General features: G+C 36.9%; 10 protein-coding genes and 1 other RNA gene. 1 reads left to right on the forward strand and 10 read right to left on the reverse strand.

The features are described from left to right. Nucleotides 1-6: 6 nt before the first annotated feature. The 7 genes from DF185_RS02600 to DF185_RS02635 all read right to left on the reverse strand — a co-directional run bounded on the left by DF185_RS02600 (nt 7) and on the right by DF185_RS02635 (nt 12,042). Nucleotides 7-2,442, reverse strand: a complete 2,436-nt coding sequence (locus tag DF185_RS02600; protein ID WP_110359158.1) for an SLBB domain-containing protein — start codon at nt 2,440-2,442, stop codon at nt 7-9. A 787-nt stretch (nt 2,443-3,229) separates the two neighbouring features. Continuing rightward, a complete protein-coding gene (locus DF185_RS02605; protein ID WP_110359159.1) occupies nt 3,230-5,185 on the reverse strand; it encodes a polysaccharide biosynthesis protein in 1,956 nt (651 codons plus the stop codon). A gap of 637 nt (nt 5,186-5,822) precedes the next feature. After that, nucleotides 5,823-6,177, reverse strand: an RNA gene (gene rnpB, locus DF185_RS02615) — RNase P RNA component class A. Between the two features lie 163 nt (nt 6,178-6,340). Continuing rightward, the gene (locus DF185_RS02620; RefSeq protein WP_110359160.1) at nt 6,341-6,694 is read right to left on the reverse strand and encodes a four helix bundle protein; all 354 of its coding nucleotides are present in this window, start codon (nt 6,692-6,694) and stop codon (nt 6,341-6,343) included. A gap of 68 nt (nt 6,695-6,762) precedes the next feature. Next, entirely contained in the window at nt 6,763-7,905 is a 1,143-nt protein-coding gene (locus tag DF185_RS02625) for a hypothetical protein (RefSeq protein WP_110359161.1), read from the reverse strand. A gap of 250 nt (nt 7,906-8,155) precedes the next feature. Next, nucleotides 8,156-10,039: an OmpA family protein gene (locus tag DF185_RS02630; protein ID WP_110359162.1), complete on the reverse strand. Its 1,884-nt coding sequence runs from the start codon at nt 10,037-10,039 to the stop codon at nt 8,156-8,158. 755 nt (nt 10,040-10,794) lie between these two features. Next, complete coding sequence (locus DF185_RS02635) at nt 10,795-12,042, reverse strand: S-adenosylmethionine:tRNA ribosyltransferase-isomerase (RefSeq protein WP_110359163.1); 1,248 nt, start codon at nt 12,040-12,042, stop codon at nt 10,795-10,797. Nucleotides 12,043-12,137: 95 nt separating this feature from the next. Here DF185_RS02635 and DF185_RS02640 point away from each other — a divergent pair, with 95 nt between their 5' ends. Further along, complete coding sequence (locus DF185_RS02640) at nt 12,138-13,166, forward strand: Smr/MutS family protein (RefSeq protein WP_110359164.1); 1,029 nt, start codon at nt 12,138-12,140, stop codon at nt 13,164-13,166. A 149-nt stretch (nt 13,167-13,315) separates the two neighbouring features. On the opposite strand, the gene DF185_RS02645 is transcribed toward DF185_RS02640, so the two are convergent. The 3 genes from DF185_RS02645 to DF185_RS02655 form a co-directional block, all read right to left on the reverse strand. Then, entirely contained in the window at nt 13,316-13,966 is a 651-nt protein-coding gene (locus tag DF185_RS02645) for a LysE family translocator (protein WP_207784554.1), read from the reverse strand. A gap of 54 nt (nt 13,967-14,020) precedes the next feature. After that, nucleotides 14,021-15,826 carry a bifunctional lysophospholipid acyltransferase family protein/GNAT family N-acetyltransferase gene (locus tag DF185_RS02650; protein WP_110359166.1) on the reverse strand — a complete coding sequence of 602 codons (1,806 nt, stop codon included), beginning with the start codon at nt 15,824-15,826 and terminating at the stop codon, nt 14,021-14,023. Nucleotides 15,827-16,029: 203 nt separating this feature from the next. Further along, the gene (locus DF185_RS02655; RefSeq protein WP_110359167.1) at nt 16,030-16,869 is read right to left on the reverse strand and encodes a histidinol-phosphatase HisJ; all 840 of its coding nucleotides are present in this window, start codon (nt 16,867-16,869) and stop codon (nt 16,030-16,032) included. Nucleotides 16,870-16,872: the final 3 nt, after the last annotated feature.

The following is a 16,872-nucleotide window of genomic DNA, read 5'->3' on the forward strand; positions in this document are numbered from 1 at the left end:
GGATGACTACCTAGTTGCCTCCGCAATTGCCGTAATCAGACTAGCCAATGTTGATGTGAAGGCCAGCCACTTGCTTGCGTTTGCAGCTTTGTCCACTTCCGGTTTTTCCGGAACAATGATTTCACAGCCTGGTTCAATTCTTGGAAAGCGTCTTCCGAACAATCCACCTTTTGTGGCTGCAGTTGTTCCGTTGGCATACAGCACATATACCTTTCCTTTCTTCGCTCTTTGGGCAAAACCACCTGAGCTCATGATGTAATCTTTTGCCTTTTTCTTATCGGTAAAGGTATGTGCTACCGGATTCAAGACAGATCCTGACACCATTACGGTTTCCAGTTTTGATGGTACCATCAATTGATCACCTTCCAAGACATGTAAATCTTCTGCACAACCTGGTTCTTTCATGATTTTTGGCAAATCGATACCTACAATCTGATACTGCACCTTTTCTACCTCTTCGGCGTTCATGATGGTATCCTGCATTGCAATGGCCAATTTTGCCTGATATTCCGCTTCGCTCAATTCTATTCTTCTGCGCAAAGAAGCTCCCTTCACGTAAGCTTCAGGAGTTAAACCTCCTGCCCTGCGAATGACATCGGATATTTTTTCATCCTTGCGGGTAATTCCATATTCTCCTGCATATTTCACTTCCCCTTGCACACTTGCAGTTCCTTGCGGGCGATAGCCTGGCGCACGGCGAATGTATACCTTATCGAAAGCATTTAAAACAAAGGCCTCTCCTTCTACATCCAATTTCAAATTGCGATCCAATCCATATTGGTAGGTATGCAATAATGATTTGGTCAAGTCTTTGGTTTCGTTGTAATCCAATACACGACTTACTTCTACAGAGCTCACCTCTGCATTTTCCAGGAATCCTCCGGCTTGAAAAATCAGGTCGGCAATTTTCATGTTCTCTGCCCATGCATAGGTTCCAGGGAATTGCACCTCTCCTACAATTTCAACCGTACGCGCTTCACGCAAATCGAAAATGGAGGAGATCTGAACTCGGTCTTCACGCTGCAATAAGACATCCGCCTTCCCATTCAATACTTCACGTGGTGAGAATGAGATGGCTTCCAAGCTTAAATCCTTTTGTTTGCGGGTAATTACAGCACGCTCCATAAAGGCTTCCTCTTTCAAGCCTTCTGCTTTTGCAATCAATTCTGAAAGCTTCATTCCTTCCAACAACTGGTAATCGCCAGGACGATAGACTGCCCCTTCAATGCTGATTCTATTCTCGAAACGTTCGGTAATGGCACCTGATTTAATCTCATCACCATTCATTAATGTAATTTGATTGTATTTGTCAGCCGGCACATCCACAACACTTAGGGTACGAGAATTATTTCTGTACAGATCCAAACGGTGCGTATAGGCTTTATCAGTAAATCCCCCTGCGTAACGCAAAATGTCGGCTACCAACTCGCCATCCTTGGCTTCAAACAAACCTGTACGCTTAAACTCACCCGCCACTTTAATGCGATTCACATATGGACGAACCATGATCACATCCTGATCGCGCAGCTGTACGTTATTTTGTGTTTTTCCATCAATTAGATATTCATATACATCTACCGAATTAATTACTTTACCATCACGAATCAAATCGATCACACGGAAAGATCCATTTTCATTCGGACCTCCTGCCAAATACAGAGCATTGAAAACAGAAGCGGTTGCTGGCAAAGCGTAAGTACCTGGCAAGTTCACCTCACCAATTACATTTACCTTTACTCCTTTTAATGCTCCCAGACTTACATCAGCAAATGTATTGGGTTGATTCCCCTGCATGCCATTGTAGATGGAAATTAATCTGGATTTGATTTTTTCACTGGCTTTCGCAAAGCTCATCCCATAAACATTGACTGGTCCCAAATCAGGAATGACAATGGCTCCATTTTTTTGCACCACCAACATGTATGACTGTTGAGATGCACCATACACTGCAATATTCACTTCATCTCCTATGCCTAAAGCGTAAGAATCTGAAACCGGCACATCCACATTTGGCGCAAAGCTCAAATTCTCTGAATTGAAAAAATGAAAACCAAAAATTTCTTTGTTTTTTTCTGTTGCCTTAAACTCCTTCTTCTCTGATCCTGCAGATAAATCTGCAGGCGATTCAGAATCTTGCATTTCTTCTGATTCACCTCCCGAAAACTTTCGGGATTGATTTTTCATCTTATACTCCCGAATGCGTTGAGTCATTTGATCAATTTGCATTTGAGAAGCCCCTCGAGCACGAGCCAAAGACATGGCTTCTTCCAGACTCATTCCATTCTTCTCCATTTCGGAGATGATTCTTTCAATTTGCTTGTCGCTTAATGCATTCACATTAACTATGGCTGGGTTGATGTTTGTATTTTGCGCCTCTGCTCCTACAGCAGCAAAAGCGACGATCAATCCCAACAAAAGAGTTTTTCGAAATAATCGAATCATAATTGTATTCTATTAATATGCTTATGGTTTACACCTATTATTCAATCTAGACCGCTTTGCTTTGATCAAACCCCACTTTTGCATGGTCAAAGATTTTTACGGATGCGCAAAAATAAAAAACTGTCGTCCAATTCCCTAATTTTTGGGCTTATTTTATCGTATATTTTTCTAACATAGTTTTCACACCAAAGTAAAGTTTCAAAAAAACTCAATCTCGAAAGTTTTCGGGATCAAAGCCCAAAAACCAAAGCCTTTGGGACCAATAACCAAGTTTAGTGATCTAAACCCTATAATCAATGATCAAAACAATGAACAACCATCAGTGTTCAGAGAATATTATACCTATTTAAAGTTTAGAGATCCCTCTCCCTACCATTCGGGATACTGCTATTTCCTATTATGTCACCCCTAAATCCCCTAAAGGGGACTTTTTCCTGCAATAAACAAGCCCCTTTAGGGGTTTGGGGTATTTTCTTTACACACTATTACGCGTAATTGGAGAAATCCCTCTGTTCCTCGGGATGACTGTACACTATAGATGATCTCAAATTCAAATCTAGCACAAACCTCTTCAGTAAAACATTAAAACTATTGACTTATTGCCCATTCTATATTTCCAACCTTTTCTACTTTCATTTCTAACGTGCAATGGTAAGTATAATTTCTCGATAAAAAAGCTGTCAAATGTGTCAAGTTGAATTCACTCATTAATCCTCACCATTTTTACAAAAGAAAAGCCATTTTACAACAGGTGTAAAACAGCTTCCGATCTATATCATTTTGAGACTTAACTCAACATCTCTTTGATTTCTTCAGACACACTCTGCTCTCCAACCAACTTGGTTTTTGACACAAACCGTTTATCCAATTGTTCATATATGGAGTTCATCGATTTAAATTCCGGAACTATGGCTTTCATGTGAGCCACAATCTTGAAATTATCATTGCTATCCAACAATTCATAAAACTGCTCAATCAACAACTGCACCTCTGCCAATTCATACTCTCTTACTTTTGCCACCATAATACGAGGGTGCTTGGTTGGAACTGTATTTTCCTTCACATTCAACAACTCTTCGTACAACTTCTCACCTGGTCTTAAACCGGTAAATTGAACCTGAATATCCTCTCCCAATTTTAAACCACTCAGCTTTATCATCTTGTAAGCCAGATCGGCAATCTTAACAGATCTTCCCATATCAAAAATGAAGATCTTACCTCCTGAACCAATTGCTCCTGCCTGCATCACCAATTGACAAGCCTCCGGAATGGTCATGAAATACCTGGTAATTTCAGGGTGAGTTACCGTAATTGGTCCTCCCTTATCGATTTGAGCTTTAAATCTTGGAATTACTGATCCATTTGATCCCAACACATTACCAAAACGAGTGGTAATAAAATGTGTAGGACATCCCGGGTAATTCAATGATTGTGTATAAATCTCTGCTATTCTTTTCGATGCTCCCATCACATTGGTAGGATTCACCGCTTTATCCGTGGAAACCATTACAAACCTCTCCACTCCATATTCCAAGGAAAGATCTGCAACATTTTTTGTCCCCAACACATTTGTCTTTATGGCTTCAGAAGGATTGTTTTCCATCATTGGAACATGCTTGTATGCCGCCGCATGATATACCAATTCAGGCTTATAAACATCAAACATCCTTTGCGTTCTCTCCTTATCGCGAACATCTCCAATCACAATCTCTGCATTGTAAAAACTCAATTCTTCCTTTAAAGACAATTCAATATCATACAATGGAGATTCCGCTTGATCAAACAAGACAATACACTTGGGAGAGAAACGTGCTACCTGTCGAACCATCTCGGAACCGATAGATCCAGCCGCTCCAGTAACCAAAACCGTTTTTCCATTTACCTGTTCGTTGATTTGATCCCAATCTAAATTTATTGGATCCCTCTCCAGCAAATCCTCAATTTTAATGGCTCTAATCTGCTTCACGCTCAATTCACCATTCACCCAACTTTCAAATTTAGGCACCTCCCAAACTTTCACATTGAATTCAAGACACTTCTCAACTACCTCGCTCTTTTGAGTATGAGACAGGTCTTTTTTTGCAATAATTACCTTATCTACCTCCTTACGTTCAATCAAGTCCTGCAAATCAGAAGTACTGTAAATCTTTACATCTTCCAACTTACTACCCACCTTCTTGTTGTTATGGTCGATAAATGCAACAATGGAACTATTGACCTCACTACCACTATCCAAGGCATGCTTTGCCATAATTCCAAACTCATCACTTCCGTAAATCAAGATATTTTCACGAATCTTAGATCGAGTCAAGTATCTATAGTAAATGGCTTTGAATATGATACGACTACTTGTCATCAAAAAGACAACCGCTATATATTCGATAATCAAAATAGAAAAGGGAACAATAAATACACCATCCCTTGCCACATAACTTAATAAATTGAATAAAGTAAAGACAGCTGATCCTATGGAAACAACAACAAATATCCTTTCCGCATCTTTAGAACTTGTATACCTAACAATTCCAGCATAAGTACCTCCATACAAAAAAGTTAATGCCCTTAACAAAACAAAAAGAGGAATAATTACCTTTGCAGCATTCAAATGAATCTCTTCCAGATTAAAATTAAACCGCAAAAGGTAAGCAGCTGTAATCGAAATTAAACTAATCGCTAAATCGATCACAAAAACGATCCAACGAGGAGTTGTCTTATCAAAAATGTTAATTTTAGGTAAAGTCATAATAAACAATTTATAGTAGTATAAGTAGTATTATTAACTCATATAGTTAACTTGACAAAAGTACGGTCTTAATTTATCAAAAGCAAGTGTCAAACTTGTCATTATTTTTTTTTAATCAAAAATCAAAAAGCCTTTACATTGGTTTTACATCCATTCATCATTGCCAAATGCATCACTCTTAAGATTACAAATAACGCAAAGGGTTGCGTCTTCAAATTAATTTATTTCAATTTTTATACCGATTTATTTAACCATCCCCCTACTTGTTTTTGAATAATTATTTTAACCATCTATTTTTGAAGCCCTTATAAGTAATGAGTAATGAGTAATGAGTAATGAGTAATGAGTAATGAGTAATGAGTAATGAGTAATGAGTAATGAGTAATGAGTAATGAGTAATGAGTAATGAGTAATGAGTAATGAGTATGCAAAGTTCGAAAATTGAATTCACAAAACGTAATTCGTAATTCTATTTCTATTGAATCCCTGATGCCGTCAGGCTTAAAAACGCTTTCAGGAAAAGCTTTAGGGTTTGATTTTGGAATTCGTGATTAGCAGATACAAAAACACCACCCCAAAAACATTGAGATGGTATTATTAATTAATTCCCGATAGCTATCAGGATGTTCATTGAAAATAAAGTGGCAAACCTATAAGCCGGGTCCTGTCCTCTAAAAAGAGTTTCTATCATTTATCTTGAACATTTGTTGCCAAATGTCTCTAGCAATCTACCCCCCGACATCGGCCGAGTAAGCCTACAACTGACGGTATACTTGATCTTGCAACACATAAGGTACACGGCTACCCATGTCACCACAGGTACCGGTGAGCTCTTACCTCACCTTTTCACCCTTACACCAATAAATTGGAGCGGTTATTTTCTGCTCTACTACTAAAGCCTTTCGACCTTCTTCCAGTTAAGAAGTATGTTACTCTGCGTTGCCCGGACTTTCCTCTCTTTCTTGCGAAACAGCGATAGAACGGTTTGCCGGCATCAAAGATAATGAAATTATCTTTGATGCAATAGCCAAAAATCAAATCCCAAGCTTCAAATTCAAAATAATCAAATCATAAAAGTCAAGTTCCAAAGCTCAACGCCCAAAGCATGTGAAAACAAATTACAAATTATCAGAAAAAGCTAGAAGAACAGTAAAGTTATTTTTTCACTACTGTTTTATTGTAGATGCTAGCCAGAATTTTAATAATTTCTTTGGATTCTTTTTCGAGTTTAATCCATTCTTCTCTAACATCTGAAATTGCAATAATTATTCGGATCCAATAATTCGTTTCCCTTGCTTCTTTCAACGAAATCGCAACTTTATTGGTAAAATCTGCTTTTGACACGGCTGCTTGAGCTTCTTCAAAGTTCGCCCCAATAGATGTAGCTGATTTAAGCACTTGGTGAGAAATTACTGTATATTCATTCGAAATTGGCAACTTACGATATTCATTCACAATAGATATTGAGAAATTAAACAATCGTTCCTGCAAATCAAATTTACAATTCATAAGATCAAAACTTTGTAGCCTTTGGTATTTGGGGCTTAAGATTTGGGATTTATTAAATTGCAACTTTGTTACAATTTAATTATAAACGCATCCCTAAAGCCTTTCTTGCGCACTTCGCGTAATTCGCGGCGGCAAACCCAGTAGTTGTCGTAGTTACCTACAAAATAGCGATACAATTTATCGCGCTGGTCATAGGATTGACTTACATCCTTTAGATTAAAACGAGAGTTTTTTACTTTGTTCTTACCTGCAAAGATTTGAATGGTATAATGCGCATCAGCTGCAGCGTCAGGCTGATTTACAACTCTCTTGTCTTTACTTGGATCTTTAATACCTGCTTTGGTAAAGCCTAAATCATGAAGTTTTTGAACAGCATCGTCTACTTCCTCCTTATCGGCATATGGTCCAATTTCGATGTAGTATATTGGAGACTTGGTAATCTTCAGGCTTGACAAATCGTAGTAGTAATCAACATATTCCTTGCCACGCATTTTGCGTCCCATATTATAAGATCCCTCATTCGCATCTTTGGCTTTTTTAACTGATTTAGCCTTCGGCACATTTACCAATTGTCCCATATTCATTACAAGCAATTCTGCATTGCTATACTGACGCTTCACTTTATCATTTAGAAACTTTTCTGCATTACCTACATCTTCAAACTTTCCTAACAAATAGTAATACATTTCTTCCTGCTTGTGCACCTTAGGTTTTAAATCTTCAAATTGATCTGCCGTTAAAATCTCTTTTGACTCTTTTAATTTAATGGTATAGAAATATGCATTTTCAACATTGGTCAATTTAGATATTGCAATTTCAGCAGATTTCTTTTTTTGAGTATTCTTATCCTGAGGCTCAGATACGATTACCCCCTCTAACTCTTCTTCTGAAAACTCCTCTAACAAATCAACAACCCTTGCCTCGGCATATCCTATTTCTTTTATCTTCTGACTCAATTCTTTTGCTTCATTCAAAGACTTTGTTATTCCTGAAATGTAATGAAAATCACCCTCCTCACTACTCAGTTCAATTACCCCTTCTAAATTTTCAAAATAGTCAGTATAAACAGGATATTTGTATTTCGCAATCTCAACTGCATAAGAAGTACTGCCGGATGATGCTACATTGAAATTCAAATCTAAAACCGGGGAAAAGTAACCGATTGTCCCAACCGATAAAACAAAACAGATGATAAAATAGATATTTCTCATAGTGCAAGATAGAATAAGGTACAGAGATAAATTGGACGCAATATTCGTAGTAAATATAATAATTTTCGGATGATTAGCAATTAAGATTTTATATTAATACTGATTAATCAACAACAAACAGTGACCAGTTAGCAATGAACAGTGAGTAAAGCTCACATACAAGGATGAAAGAAAGGATGAAGGAGAAAGGGAAAAGGTGAAAGTCCAAAAAACAAAGATCAAATTCCCTGACAACAGCTAACTGATAAAGCTATTTGATCACAAACAACAACTCCAACCTTCGGTTCTGTCGATGCATTTCTTCCGAACAGTCCATACCATCCACACATCCATTCACCACAAAACGCTCTCCATAGGCATTACAGATGATTCTATCAGAATCAACACCCTTTGCAATTACGAATTCCTTAGCCATCTTTGCTCTTTTCATTGATAAAGCCTTATTGAACACAGCATCTCCTTTTGAGTCGGTATGGGAGTTGATCACAATATCCAATTCAGGATACATCTTCCAAAATCCGGCCATTTTCGATAAAGTTAATTTTGCCTGAGAATTTAAACCCTCTTCTCCTGAATCGAAATGAATTTTATGAAACATTATTCTTTTATCAGGATAATGAATTGGCGTTAACTCTTTGGCAAAATCTCCCTCTATATTTTTTTCTAATTTCTTTAGTAAGATATCTATACTCAAATTAGATTTCACTGGGTAATACTTTAGGTGAGCCTTCTCATAACCCTGTCTCTCAGCATTGATCTCATAAAGAATGCCCTCTCCCAATTCATAATGGGAAACTTCAAATTGAAATTGACCTGAAGCGATTTGCTGCGGTACAATCATTTGATCGCTCAAAACTTTTTCAACTTTAATATTCACATTCGAAATTGATTCCCTGCTGATCTTATCTTTAACCAACAGCTCAACCAGTATTTTTCGATCTGCACCAAATGAATAAATTCGATCTCTAATCCCCTTGTTGTTTCTATCCGAAACCAATAAAAACTGTCCCTCTTCAGGACTGTCCTGAATACTAAAATCATTCTGAGATGAATTCAAAGCAGGACCTGCATTTTTCACCTTCCCCCACTCACCTTCCTTTGTTTTCGATGCATGAAACAGATCCAAACGACCATATCCAACTTGTCCATCAGACGCAAACCACAACCTTCCATCCTTTAAAATCGCAGGATGGATTTCATGATGTTTGGTATTGATCTCTTCTCCTAAATTTATTGGAGTTCCCCAGTATTTACCTCTCTTATGACACACATAGACATCCATACCACCATACCCACCTGGCATATCTGAAGAAAAGTACAAACTCTTGCCATCTTTGGTAACATGAGGATAAGCACAAGAATATTTTCGCCCATTAAATGGTAGAGCAAAACTTGCCTTCCATTTGTTATTTTTAAATTCAGCCTGAACAATCTCGGCATACTGTCTGCCCTTCCTGGTATACCAACGCGTGTAATACATGGTTTTCTCATCTCCAAAAACCGCAACCGCACCAATATCAACAGCATTATCCAATTGACCAGCCAAAGGTTTCACCCCTGAATACTCTTGATCGGCATATTCACTATAATACAGTTGATAATTTTTATCACCACGAGCATTCTTTTTCCCCAGATTAGAATATATGATTTTATTCCCCACTACACTTACACCCAAACTTTTCGATTGTGGTTGTTGATGAATGGGACGTAAAATCATTCCTGAACTATCTGTAGCATTGCTCAAGTCCTGTATTGCTTTTATTCTTTTGTGAACGGATAGCTGGTTCGCTCCTTTCAGGGCCGCCCTTTCGCAACACAATATCGCCTCTATATACTTCTTTTCATTTAGATAAATATGAGACAAAGCCAACAGATCGTCAGCAGATTTTTCACTATCGTATATTTTTTGATAATAATGTTCTGCCTCTTTGTAATCTCCAAGAAAGTAGTATGATTCTGCAATCTTGCGATTGATTTCAGGGTTCTTGTTTTTTACATTTTTAAAATTTGCGATTGCCTCGGCATAATGAGTCCTTACAAAAGCCTTCTCTCCTCTCCTCAAAAATCGGTTTTGAGCAGAAAGTAGAAAAGTAAAACAAATAAACAGAAAAGTGAGTTGAAATTTGATAGCCATACTTTTACTATATTTGGGATGAACATAAATAAAAATAGAACTTTTTTATTAGAAAATCCAAAAATCAAGTATTAAATACAAATTCCCAATCTCGAAAGCTTTCAGAACCAAATCTCATGCTCCAAGGATAAAGGAGAAAAGAAGGAGATCTACGAAGATCTCGAAGAATTAGACGCAGATGTTGATGATTGATATGATTTTCGCAAATAAGTTTTGCTCATAGATGAACACAAACGACAGCATTCAGCAGGCAAATCGAACCAGTTGTCATTCCAATCCCCGATGGGAGTGATTTCTAGCCTACAATTGGTCATTTTAAAATTGAGTAATGAACAATTACAAGTAATACATTGGTTTGTGCCTCTTTTCTTGCAATTACCTCACCCCACCCCTCTCCTCAAGGAGAGGGAGTTTGGAACTGCGTACTTTTCTTCTTTAGAAGATATAGTAATGTTCTAATTTATACAGTCAAAAAGTCGAATAATCTCGAAGAATCTGGAAAAGTCTCGAACAAGCGAGTCCATAAGACCCAAAGGATAGCCCCAGAGGGGCGTAATCTTTATAGCCTTGGGCAAATGAGCAAAGCGAATGTAGCCCAAGGTATATGGTTCATGCAAATATCGTCGCAACTACATGTCCTTGATTAATAAAGATCGTTTACATGCGACGGAAGAAAATACAAATAATAGAATAGGACACTTTCTCCTTTGTCACCATTCTACTATTTCACTTTTCTACCACCCCATACCTTAGGACTAGGCAAATCTCTCTCTTCTCATCAACAACGAACTATCACCATAACTCAAGAATCGAAATTCGTTCTCCAAAGCATATTGATAGATCTTTCTCCAATCATCGCCCACCAATGCCGATATTAGCAGCAATAATGTACTTTGTGGCTGGTGAAAATTGGTAACCAGACCTTTAATTACTTTAAAATCATAACCTGGAGCAATAATAATTTGCGTAGCTGCATTAAAAAGGCTAATCTCATTCTCATCCATATATGTACAAATGGCCTGAAATGATTCTTCTACCGTATAGTTTTTAGGCAATTCATAGGCTTCCCACTGCTTCAGCAATTTAGGATCTTCTGCCTTGTTCAGGATTTTAACTCCCATCCAATACAAACTCTCTAAAGTACGAACGGATGTTGTTCCTACAGCAATGACACCATTTTTTGCAGCCGCAATACTTCTTAAACTTTCCGCAGTTACCTGAATGTGCTCGGTATGCATTTCATGATCCCCAATCTGATCAGATTTCACAGGCTTGAATGTACCAGCACCAACATGCAAAGTCAACTCCTCACGTTCAATTCCTTTGGTATCCATTTCTGCAAAAACCTTATCCGTAAAGTGTAAGCCTGCCGTAGGAGCTGCAACAGAACCTTCAAATTTCGAGTAAACCGTTTGATATCGAACCAAATCCCCCTCCTCGGTATCGCGATTCAAATATGGAGGAATTGGAATTTTTCCTGTTTGCTCTAAAACTTCGCTAAAGCTTAGCTCATCATGATTCCAGCTGAACTGAATTTCCTGGGCACCATCCAACAATTGAACTCTCTCTGCTTGCAATTGATACTCCTTCTCATCCACAAAGAAAGACATGCTCAAAACTCCAGACTTCCATTTTTTAGAATTCCCTACAATACATTTCCAGGTAGATTTTTGAGTTGCCTGAAAGGCCAAATTGTAATCGGCCGGATTCAATGGTTCCAAACAAAATATCTCGACACGTGCACCCGTTTCTTTATGGAAAATTAATCTTGCTTGAATTACTTTGGTGTTGTTGTACACCATTTTTGTTCCCGCCTCAATTTCTTCAGGAAGTTGATTAAATACAGATTCATTGATTTCACCATTGCGATAAATCAATAATTTAGATAAATCCCTATTTTGTAAAGGATGCTTTGCAATTCTATGATCAGGCAAATCGTAAGTGAAATTTGCAATTTCAATCTGTTGTGTCTCTAATGTTTTGTTTTCTGTATTAATCTCCATCTTCCTTCGTCTGTGGGCCACACATTATCATGCGGCAATTCATTTTGATCGGCAAAAATAGCTAACTTTGTCGGGAATTAAAAAAATCAGATCAAATGCAAATCAATATAGGCGATAAAGTCCGTTTTTTAAATGATATAGGTGGTGGAACCGTAACCAAAATCATTGATGCAAATACCGTTATGGTATTGAACGATGAAGATGATTTTGAGATTCCAAGCATGAAAAAAAATCTTGTAGTGGTTGAAGCAGCTGGCGGCGAGCAAGCAAATCAGCAACAAACCACACATATCACAACAGAAAGCTCTACATTTAAACCAAGTGCACAAAACTTATTTGTAGAGAAAGAAGAAGTCTACGTAGCATTTGCTCCTCGCGAAGGTTATACTCCAACCGAAAGTCCATTAGAACTTTATTTGATTAATGATACCAATCATATCCTTCTGTATGGATTCTATGATAAAAAAGGTAACAAGATGGAGGGGCAAACAGCAGGTAATCTTGATCCAAAATCAAAAATCCTTCTGAACGAATACGATCTTAAAGAGCTAAATGAATTATCAAACTGCTTCTTTCAGATATTATTCTACAAACCAGGTGAGTCTGATATCAAAAAACCTCTGGAGAGGAATATCAAGATTCAACCAGTTAAATTCTATAAATCTAATAGCTACAAAGACACTCCATATTTTCAGCAAAATGTAATTCTTCACAAATTAACAGGTGAAGAGTTAGAGCACAAATTGGAAGAACTAAGCCAAAAAGAGCTCAAAAAAGTAATTCGAGAAAAAGAATCAGCCAATAAATCCCCTAAGCAACAAATAAATGTAAAAGGTAAAGATGATATTATTGAAGTCGATCTTCATATCAACTCATTGATCGATTCTGTCACTGGCCTTTCAAATGCAGATATTTTGGAATTTCAATTGAACAAGTTCCATGAAATCATGCGCCAATACCAAAATTCTAAAGGAAAAAGAATTGTGTTTATCCACGGAATTGGAAACGGAACCTTAAAAAAGAAAGTACACGACGAATTGCGACGCAAATACAAAAAGCACTACCAGCAAGATGCTTCGTTTAAAGAGTATGGCTGGGGAGCTACGATGGTAACGATAAGATAATACGGAATTATAAATAATGAATGAAGGAGTGCAAAGTATTGTACTCCTTTTTTTACGAAAAGCTCAACAGTCGAAAAGTGAGTGTAGCACAAAGTTCGGGCATCTCACTAATTCCTGCAATTATCCTTAGATTTGTTATTAGATTTTCCTTAAGAATCTAAGAATGACTTGATTGGATCAAAACAAGAAAGAAAAACCAGAAATCCCAATATGGCAATGATTAATCCCGATATTTTGTTGATCCAAAACATCTGCTTTAGTCTAAACTTTTTTCTAAACAGATCGACTATGGTTGATAATGCATACCACCAAAGTGATCCTCCTAGTAAAACACCAAGCAATAAATAAAGGCCTGTCGTTGCAGAGTGAGCATCTCCAAATACTGAAGCTCCTGCAAACATCGCCCCGAAAAATAAGACTGCAATAGGATTAGATAGTGTTAAAAAAAAGATGGTCATAAAATCACCAAACATTCCTCGTTTACCTGGTGCTTGTGATTTTTTAAATTGCTTTACGGTATTGGCTAGAAAAATCCTTAATCCAACCAAAACCAAAAAAATAGATCCAACCAATCTGAAGTAAAATTCCTGAGCCTGAATAAAGTTGATAACAAATCCTAAACCCAAGACAGCAATGGAAGCAAATAATGTATCAGCCACAGCTGCTCCCGATCCTGAAATAAAACCAGCCAACCTTCCCTTCTGCAGTGTTTTTTGAATGATCAGAACACCGATAGGTCCTAATGGTATTGAAGCCATTAAGCCCACAACAATCCCTTTAAATATATATTGAAAGTCCAACTAATCGTCTTTTTCAGTTAACAAAAATGAGTCGCAAAGTTCGGAATAAATCTCTTAAAATTCCATATCATCCGAAGAAAATCTTTGAAGAATTGTATCATCATTTATTTCCTTCGACAAGGATTCAATCACTTTCATTGGAACATCAAACAAATCCAACACAAGCAATCCATCCAAACAATCATTAAAATTAGGATCAATATTAAACCCTACAATTTTAGCATTCAGAGAAATATACTTCTTTAATAAAACTGGCAACTTATCATTGGTAATTTCAAAATCACCAATTAGTTTATCCAGTTTGTTGATATCATTCTTAGCGGTTTCCAATAAAATATCAACATCCAAATCCTTGGTCTTAACTTTAAATTGCTTTCTCGATTTGATATGCTGCCCCATTTCATAATTGAAATAGTTGGCCATTATGAATTTAATGATCAAATCTTTTGACAAGTTCGAATATTTATTGCTAATACTAACCGGTCCAATCAAATAACGAGATTCAGGATTTTTAAGCAAGAAGTACAATATCCCTTTCCAAAGCAAGAACAGTGGCATTGGTTTTCTTTGATATTCCTTCACAATAAAGGAACGACCAAGCTCCAGAGACTGACTCAAAATAGGTTGAAATTTCTTACCCATTCGGAACAAGCTTTGAAGGTAAAAGCCCTTTAATCCATAACCTGATAAGATTTCATGTCCTTTTCCCACACGATAAGCGCCTACTATTTTGTGATTTTCTTCATCCCAAATGAACAACTGGTGATAATACAAATCAAACTCATCAATATCGATACTCTGATTTGTACCCTCTCCTACCTCACGGAAAGTAATTTCACGCAAGCGACCTATTTCATTAAGTATATTTGGCAATTTTGATGAAGGTGCACAATACACGCAATACGAACGACTTTTAAACAACAAGTAATCATCTTTCAAGCTGTCTACCTCATTTCGGATCACACTTTCATCAATTGGAGGAATTACATCTTCCACTTTAACCACCTTTGCTTTGCGTTTAAAGCGATAAAACTTCTTCACCTCAATTGGAGTGCCCAACATGTAGGTTTTTGCACGTAAAAATCGACCATACTGGTTGATATCCGCAAAGCCTTTCTGATCTTTTGGAGAAATCGGATTACCAATTCTTATTCGAACAACTTTATTTTTCTTGTTCAACAGTTCCGAAGGAAGCTTCACTGTTCTCAAACTTGGGTGAATCATACCCAACAAGTGAAAAATTAAGCTATTGTTTCCTTGAAAATAGATTGGAACTACTGGCACATCAGCCTTCTTAATAAATTTAAGAATAGAAGGCATCCATTGTTTATCTGAAATATTATGGGTTGCCGATTGATAAGTTGAAACCTCCCCCGCTGGAAAAATCCCCAATGGCTTACCATCACTCAAATGCCTTAAAGCTTCCTTTAATCCTCCCGTACTCGATGCAGCTCCTTTTCTATCTTCAAAAGGATTCACTCCCAAGAAATAATCCTGAAGTGGCTCTACTTTCTTCAACAAGAAGTTCGCCATCGCTTTAAAATCCGGTCGAACAAGACTTAACAGCTTGATCAAAATAATACCATCAATTCCTCCAAATGGATGGTTCGAAGTGGTAATAAAAGCTCCTTCGGTAGGAATTCGCTTCAACTCTTCTTCATCAAATTCAAATTTGATTCCCAGCTCATCAATCAAAGCATCTATAAACTCGATCCCATCTTTACAATAATTATCAGAGTATAGTTTGTTTAGCTTGTCTAATTTTAAAATGTACATTAAAAATTTGGCAAAGCTTTCACCGCCAAACCAATTTAAACTTTCGCTGGCTTTTAGTAAATCTTTCGGATCGACTAATTTCATATATTAATATTTTCCTGAAAGTCCTCTTACAAGTTAAAATCTCACTACAGATCAAGATTGACTTTCTTTCTTAGTTTTTGTTTTGGTTGTCCTTTTGATAGCATTCGTTTCAATCGAACACTTTCTCTTAATTAGGCAAAAATAGTATTATTTCTTATATGAGAGCTTGAATATTTGGTTAAATCACTACTCTATTTTATTATTTAAATACTTTCTTGAATCCAAATTCCCTTATGAAAAACACTAACTTGTTTAAAACCTATCTGTTTCAACTTTTTTCTAGTCTCATCAAAATGGCTTAATAATTCAGCAGGTTGATGTGCATCGGTTCCAATTGTTACCGGAATATTTCGTTTACAGCATCCCACTAAGAAATAATCATCTGGAAATAGTTTAGCCGATTTCTTTTTGTAAATGCCCCGAGTGTTCACTTCTACTATACAATCTGATTTTTCAAGAGCACCCAATGTTTTATTCAGCAAGTTAAGGTACCATTCCTCAGATTCCTCAAAAAATCGTCCCTTATTATTCATCTTCACCTTATCGATATGACCAATCACATCTGGTTTCTGATTTTCGATCATTTCTATTACTTGATCAAAATAAGCTGTAACGGCTTTCTCAACATCACCATGAAATACGTTCCGAATACCTTCTGAATAATTGGTATCAGGACCATCTAAAAACCAAAGTTCATCATTAGAATCTCCTTTTACCAAATGCACCGATCCTATGGTATAATCCAATCCTGCAGTCTTTTTCTTAGTTTGAAAAGATTGTGTTATTCCTGGAATATAATCCAATTCAAGCGATAGGTGCACATCAATTTCATTTCTATAATCTTCTTTTAAACGATTAATCTCACTCAAATAGGATTTAAGGTTCGAAGATTTCATGGCCCATGGAAAACTTTCATTTAAAGGTGCATGAGACGAGAATCCAATAGCTTTCATTCCTAATTTAATCCCCTCTTTTATGTACTCTTCAGGATCTCCTTTACCATCGCAAAAGGATGAGTGTGTATGATAGGAAAAATATTTCATTAG

The organism is Marinifilum breve, assembly GCF_003202155.1.
GTDB classification, from domain to species: Bacteria; Bacteroidota; Bacteroidia; order Bacteroidales; family Marinifilaceae; genus Marinifilum; species Marinifilum breve.

What these genes read in the sequence shown, in the direction of transcription:
- DF185_RS02650 (WP_110359166.1), bottom strand. Translation starts at nt 15,826, where the DNA reads ATGAAATTAGTCGATCCGAAAGATTTACTAAAAGCCAGCGAAAGTTTA.
- DF185_RS02620 (WP_110359160.1), bottom strand. Translation starts at nt 6,694, where the DNA reads ATGAATTGTAAATTTGATTTGCAGGAACGATTGTTTAATTTCTCAATA.
- DF185_RS02655 (WP_110359167.1), bottom strand. Translation starts at nt 16,869, where the DNA reads ATGAAATATTTTTCCTATCATACACACTCATCCTTTTGCGATGGTAAA.
- DF185_RS02640 (WP_110359164.1), top strand. Translation starts at nt 12,138, where the DNA reads ATGCAAATCAATATAGGCGATAAAGTCCGTTTTTTAAATGATATAGGT.
- DF185_RS02600 (WP_110359158.1), bottom strand. Translation starts at nt 2,442, where the DNA reads ATGATTCGATTATTTCGAAAAACTCTTTTGTTGGGATTGATCGTCGCT.
- DF185_RS02605 (WP_110359159.1), bottom strand. Translation starts at nt 5,185, where the DNA reads ATGACTTTACCTAAAATTAACATTTTTGATAAGACAACTCCTCGTTGG.
- DF185_RS02630 (WP_110359162.1), bottom strand. Translation starts at nt 10,039, where the DNA reads ATGGCTATCAAATTTCAACTCACTTTTCTGTTTATTTGTTTTACTTTT.
- DF185_RS02635 (WP_110359163.1), bottom strand. Translation starts at nt 12,042, where the DNA reads ATGGAGATTAATACAGAAAACAAAACATTAGAGACACAACAGATTGAA.
- DF185_RS02625 (WP_110359161.1), bottom strand. Translation starts at nt 7,905, where the DNA reads ATGAGAAATATCTATTTTATCATCTGTTTTGTTTTATCGGTTGGGACA.